This window comes from Kitasatospora sp. NPDC091257, assembly GCF_044757675.1.
Lineage (GTDB): Bacteria > Actinomycetota > Actinomycetes > Streptomycetales > Streptomycetaceae > Kitasatospora > Kitasatospora lactacystinica.
In genome coordinates this window covers 1-5,693 of record NZ_JBIVVI010000566.1, presented here as the reverse complement: position 1 = coordinate 5,693, position 5,693 = coordinate 1, and the positions used below count along the sequence as shown (strand labels likewise).

Below are 5,693 nucleotides of genomic sequence, written 5' to 3'. Positions count from 1 at the left end.
CGTGGGTCCCGCGCCGGCCCCGTCGGGTCGGCCGGTCAGGTCACTGACCGCTGTTGCGGCCCGCCCGCTGGAAGTAGACCCCGGCCAGCACGGCCAGCAGGACGAAGACCCCGGTGGAGACGGCGGCGACGGCGTTCAGCCCGCTGACGAACGCCGCGTGCGCCGTCTTCAGCAACGCCGCGGAGGCGTCGGCCCCGAGCTGCGCGGCCTCGGCGGCGGCGCCGGCGACGGTCTCCCGGGCGCGGTCGGAACCGACGCCGTTCATCTCGCTGCTGTAGACCGCGGAGCCGATCGTGCCGAGGACGGCCAGACCGAGCGCACCGCCGAGGTAGTTCGCGGTCTCCGCCATCGAGGCGGCCGAACCCGCGCGCTCCGGCGGCACCGAGCCGACCACCAGACCGATGCCGAGCGCGAACATCGGACCGGCGCCCAGACCGATGACCGCGGTGCCGAGCACGATCGGCCAGGGGCCGTGCTCACCGTTCACCAGGATCAGCACCGCCGCGCCGATCGCGGAGAGGAACATGCCGCCGACGATCGCGGTCCGCGGCGTGATCGAACGGATCAGGGCCGGCGTGGACATCGTCCCCACCGCCATGCACAGGCCCATCGGGACGAACCACAGCGCCGAGGCCAGCGGGGAGTAGCCGAGCACCGTCTGCAGCAGCTGGGTGACGTTCAGGGCGGTGCCCGCGAGGATCATCCCGGCCAGCGCGAGCGCGGTCAGCATGACCGTGAACGAGCTGTTGGCGAAGAGCCGCAGGTCGAGCAGCGGGTCCTCGCCCTTCAGCTGACGGCGCACGAACACGGTGCCGAACAGCAGGCCCACGACCAGCGCCGCCACACCGGTGACGGTGCTCGCGGTGCCCAGCGTGAGGACCTTGATCGCGTACACCACCGGGAGGATCCCCAGCAGGGAGAGCACGACGCTGGTGAGGTCCAGGCGGCGGGACTGCTCGGGGCGGAACTCCGGGAGCAGGATCGGCCCGGCGATCAGCACCACGGCCGCGACCGGGACGGCCAGCAGGAACACGGCGCCCCACCAGAACGGCGCGAGCAGCACGCCGCCGAGCACGGGCCCGAGCGCGGCACCCGTGAAGGTGCAGGTGGCCCAGATCGAGATGGCCTTCCCGCGCTGCTTGTCGTCACGGAAGATGTTGGTGATCAGGGCGAGGGTGGAGGGCATCAGCGTGGCGCCCGCGATGCCCTGCACGCCGCGCGCCGTGATCAGCATGATCGGGCTGGTCGCCCAGGCGCAGGCCAGCGAGGCCAGGGCGAACACCGCCATGCCCGCCATGAGGAGTCGGCGGCGCCCGATCCGGTCGCCGATGGTCCCCATGGTGATCACCAGACCGGCGACCATGAATCCGTAGGCATCGGTGATCCACAACTGCTGGACACTGCTGGCGCCCAGGTCGGCGGTGAGCTTGGGCAGCGCCAGGAACAGGACGTTCGCATCCAGCGCGACCAGCAGGGTCGGCAGGGCGAGAACCGCCAGTGCCAGCCAGGGCCGCGCGCTCGTGCGAGGGAGGTCGGTTTCCGCTGTAGTGACGGACATGGCCGTGATGCGTCCTTTCGATCATTTCGGAATGTCGCTCACTACGTTGTCGAAGCAGCGGGCCGATTCTTGCGCCGGTTCGCGGAACTTTTTTGAGAAGACTTCCGCGACGCCCGGCGAATCCACGGTCTTCGCTGGTCAGACGCGTGGAGCCGATGGTGATCGACACCATCGGCTCCACGTGAGGACACTTGTTCGAATGTTCTCGGACACCTGGGGTCCGTCGGGAGCGTCAGGGTGCTCCGGCCGGCGCTCCGGCCTGCGGTCCATGGGTCGCCTGCGGGACGGCCGCGGGATCAGTGGTGGTACTCACCGCAGTTGACGTCGAGGCAGTGGCCCGTGACGGCGCGCGCCAGGTCCGAGGCGAGGAAGAGCACCGCGTCGGCGGTCTCCTCCGGGGTCTGCAGGCGGCGCAGGTCCATGTCGGCGGCCACCTCCTGGTAGCCCTCCTCCAACGACAGGCCGCGCATGGCCGCGAGTTCGCCGATGAACCCCTTCACCTTGTCGGTCCACATCGGCCCGGGCGCCACGGTGTTCACCCGGATGCCCTCCGGGCCCAGCTCGGTGGCGAGCATCTGGGCCGCCGCGAGCAGGCCCGACTTGGCGATCTTGTAGGCCCCGCAGGCACGCTTGGAGTGCCGCAGGACGGAGGAGTTGACCATGACGATCGAGCCGCGACTGTCCCTCAGCGCCGGGGTGAACAGCTTCGACAGCCGCAGCGCCGCGTAGACGGTCACCTCCATGCCGAGGCGCACGTCGTCCAGGTCGGTGTCGTGGAGTTCCGTGTGCGGCGGCTCCACGAGCGCGTTGTTGATCAGGGTGTCGACCCGGCCGAACGCGTCGAGCGCGGCGGCGACGAGTGCGCCGGCGGCATCCGGATCGGTGATGTCGGTGGGAACCGCCAGCGCGCGGCGACCGGTCTCCTCGACGGCCTTGGCCACCTCGTCGAGGTAGGACGCGGTGCGCGCCACGAGTACGACGTCGGCGCCCGCCTCGGCACACCGCACGGCGAGCGTCCGGCCGAGACCGGATCCCACGCCCGACACGACGACGACCTTGTCGCGGAGCAACTCCGGAACCTTCATGTGTTCGTCCTCTCGATGCACAGCACACGGACTGGCGAGGGCGCGGGGCGGAGCCCGGGGGCCGTGAGGCCCCCGGGCGACCGGGTCAGGCGGAAGCGCCCTCGCTGAAGACGATCGGACGGACCTCGATGCCGAGGCCCTCGACCGCGGCATCCGGGATCATCGCGGCGACCTCGTGGGCGCGCGCCAGGTCCGCGACCTCGATGATGTAGGTGCCACCCACGTATTCCTTGGCCTCGGCGTACGGGCCGTCGGTCACCGCGGGCACGCCGCCGCGAACGCGCACCACGGAGCTCTCGTCCGGGCCGGCCAGAGCGAGGGTCCCGACGAACTCACCGGTGGCCTTGATCTTCTCCATGAACGCACCGTGGCCCTGGAAGACCGCGTTGCGCTCCTCCTCCGGCAGCGCGGCGAGGACATCGGCGTTCGGGTACATCATGATCAGGTACTTCATGGTTCCGCTCCTTGCGACGTGAGGCGCCCGGTGGGGCCTTCACTCCTAAGTCGGCGCTGATCCGCCGATCTCGACATCTGGCGACATCCTCGCGAAAAACTTTTTTCCGCACCAGCGGACCCCCGTACCGGCCGGCTCACGGAGCGGGCACGCCGAAGGCCGAGGGCGGTACCGGACGGCGGGCCGCGCGCAGCACGCGCAGCAGGATCCGAGGGTGCATCAGGGACTGTGGGGAGGCCACGAGTCCGGCGATCCGCACCAGCGCGTCGGTCACCCGGGGGTCGTGCACCGCCGCTCGCTGCGCCAGCGCGGCGTACCGGTTGACCAGGGCGGTCTGGAGGTTCCGCTTGCCCTTGACGCCCCGGTAGCCCAGGTCGGTCACCGCGGCGAACGACCACGGGGAGCGGATCTCGCGGGCGATGTCCCGGAAGTACGCCTGGGGCCTGGGCAGCCGCCGCCCGGCGGCGTGCCGGCGCAGCACCAGCGCCTGCAGGGCGGCCGAGGTCATGCCCTGGGCGTAGGCGGGGTTGAAGCTGCAGACCGCGTCGCCCATCACCAGCAGTCCGGCCGGAAAGCGCTCCAGCCGGTGGAAGTCCCGGCGGACGCTGGCCGGAAAACGGAAGCGCAGCGGTTCGTCCAGGGGTTCGGCATCGCGGATCGCCTCGTAGATCTCGGGGACGGGCAGCGACCGGACGTAGGCGTGGAACCCTTCCGGGTCGGTGGGCGGGTGGTCGCCCAGCAGCCCGGTCACCGACAGCTCCACCTTGTTGTCGTCGCCGGGCACCCGGTAGAAGAACGCTCCGCGCGGGTGCGAGGGCGTGGCGGCCGGGATGATGGCGATGTCACTGTCGAACGGGTCCTTCTCCAGGCGGTAGTGGCGGGTGGTGTACGCCAGGTCGATCTCGATCCGCTCCTCCGGCGGCGCCTGGTACCCGAGGTCGGCCAGCCACCGCGGGGTCCGCGAGCCGCGGCCGGTGGTGTCGACGACCAGGTGCGCGGAGAGCGTCTGTTCCTCGGCCCCGGGCGTGCGTGCCTGCACCCTGACCCCGGTGACCCGGTGTCCGGAGGCGTCCGTCACCGGGGCGACGATGTCGTGCTCCTCCAGGAACGACACCTCCGGCAGCGCCCGCACCCGCTCGCGCAGATGGTGTTCGAGCACCGGCCGGGTGGCGGGCACGGACGGCAGGCCGGTGCGCGCGGGGCTCAGCCGCAGCCCGTTGAAGTACCAGCGGATGTCGTTGCTGAAGTCCCCGGGCCGCACCCCTGCGGCGATCAACTCGTCGGTGAGGCCCGGGAACAGCGACTCCATGATCTGGTGGCCGCGGGCGACCAGCCCGTGGGCGTGGTTGCCGTGCGGGACGCCGCGGCGCGGACCGCGGACCCCGAGGATCTTGTCGCGTTCGACGATCACGACCCTCGGATAGGACTCGGAGAGCACCCTGGCCGCCAGCAGGCCCGCAATGCTTCCGCCGAGAACCACGGCACATTCGTCGGTACGGGTGGCCATGAAGGTCCCCTCTCTCGGATTTCCGGACGGGTGACGGAGGATCAGTTCCCGGACTGCGAACGGAACTGGCCGGGCGTGCGGCCCTCTCCGGCCGGGCCGCGGTAGGCCTGGGCGAGGTCGAGCCAGGCGTCGGCGTCCTTGCCCTCGGCCGTCAGGGCGAGGTCGTCGCGGTGCCGGCGCCGGGTCACCAGCAGGCAGAAGTCGACGGCGGGGCCGCTGACGCGCTGCTCCGCGTCGGCGGGGCCGAACTCCCACCGGGCTCCCGACGGGGCGGTGATCTCGAAGCGGAACTCGGCCTCGGGCGGCGTGAGCCCTCGCGCCTGGTACCCGAAGTCCCAGGTGCGGACCGCGAATTCGACCAGGTAGCGGATCCGGTCGGTGTGCTCGCGATGCACTCCGAGCGTGTCGGCGATGTCCTGGCCGTGGCCGAACAGCTCCATCATGCCGGCCGCGGCCAGCACGGGCGCCGGCAGCGGGCGGACCAGCCACGGCACCGGTTGGCCGGCCGGGACGGCCGCCAGGGCCTGCTCGGCGGTCCGGCGCTCGGCGTTCCACCGCTCCAGCAGGAGCTGCGGCGTGCCGGACGCCAGGTAGGGCTTGAGGGACTGCTGCACCGCGCCGTCGAAGTCCTGCCCGATGCCGGCGACCATCGCCTTGAACGCCTCGGGGTCGCCCGCGGCCGTTCCCGCGATCTTGAAGGTGGCCGCGAGGTGGGCGATCTGGTGGGCGACGGTCCAGCCGGGCGCGGGCGTGGGCCGCTTCCAGTCGGCGTCCGTCAGGTTCGCCACCAGGGCGTCGACGGCGTCGCCGTCCGCCGCCAGTGCGGATATCACGTCCTGCGAGTCGGGCATGCCTGTTCCTTCCATAGGGGGGACCCGGATGCCGACGCCGTCTCGACGCACGCTGCGGGGCGTCGGATCGGGGGCCAGCCCAGTATCGGCCGGGCGCCGATCGGCGGGCTTCTCTGCTCGTGCTGAGCGCTCGGCCCGCTCCGCGGCGCTCCCGTCCCCTTGCGTGTCCGTACTCCCCTGCGTCCGCTCCTGCGGCGGAACACGGCAGGCCGGCCGACCGACGGGTTCGTCGGTCGGC

The 5,693-nt window shown here is 71.6% G+C and carries 5 protein-coding genes; all 5 read right to left on the bottom strand.

Features of this window, described 5'->3' with window-relative positions:
* Positions 1-40 precede the first annotated feature (40 nt).
* Complete coding sequence (locus ACIQOV_RS24440; protein WP_401051750.1) at positions 41-1,558, bottom strand: MFS transporter; 1,518 nt, start codon at positions 1,556-1,558, stop codon at positions 41-43.
* A gap of 296 nt (positions 1,559-1,854) precedes the next feature.
* Positions 1,855-2,643, bottom strand: coding sequence for an SDR family oxidoreductase (locus ACIQOV_RS24435; protein ID WP_401051747.1), 789 nt, complete (start codon positions 2,641-2,643; stop codon positions 1,855-1,857).
* An 85-nt stretch (positions 2,644-2,728) separates the two neighbouring features.
* Positions 2,729-3,097 carry a YciI family protein gene (locus tag ACIQOV_RS24430; protein ID WP_401051745.1) on the bottom strand — a complete coding sequence of 123 codons (369 nt, stop codon included), beginning with the start codon at positions 3,095-3,097 and terminating at the stop codon, positions 2,729-2,731.
* Between the two features lie 136 nt (positions 3,098-3,233).
* Entirely contained in the window at positions 3,234-4,604 is a 1,371-nt protein-coding gene (locus ACIQOV_RS24425; protein ID WP_401051743.1) for an FAD-dependent oxidoreductase, read from the bottom strand.
* 41 nt (positions 4,605-4,645) lie between these two features.
* Positions 4,646-5,455, bottom strand: a complete 810-nt coding sequence (locus tag ACIQOV_RS24420) for a TIGR03084 family metal-binding protein (RefSeq protein ID WP_401051742.1) — start codon at positions 5,453-5,455, stop codon at positions 4,646-4,648.
* Positions 5,456-5,693 lie beyond the last annotated feature (238 nt).

Excerpts from the sequence above, each read along its gene's own strand:
- ACIQOV_RS24440 (WP_401051750.1), bottom strand. The coding sequence starts at position 1,558 with ATGTCCGTCACTACAGCGGAAACCGACCTCCCTCGCACGAGCGCGCGG.
- ACIQOV_RS24435 (WP_401051747.1), bottom strand. The coding sequence starts at position 2,643 with ATGAAGGTTCCGGAGTTGCTCCGCGACAAGGTCGTCGTCGTGTCGGGC.
- ACIQOV_RS24430 (WP_401051745.1), bottom strand. The coding sequence starts at position 3,097 with ATGAAGTACCTGATCATGATGTACCCGAACGCCGATGTCCTCGCCGCG.
- ACIQOV_RS24425 (WP_401051743.1), bottom strand. The coding sequence starts at position 4,604 with ATGGCCACCCGTACCGACGAATGTGCCGTGGTTCTCGGCGGAAGCATT.
- ACIQOV_RS24420 (WP_401051742.1), bottom strand. The coding sequence starts at position 5,455 with ATGCCCGACTCGCAGGACGTGATATCCGCACTGGCGGCGGACGGCGAC.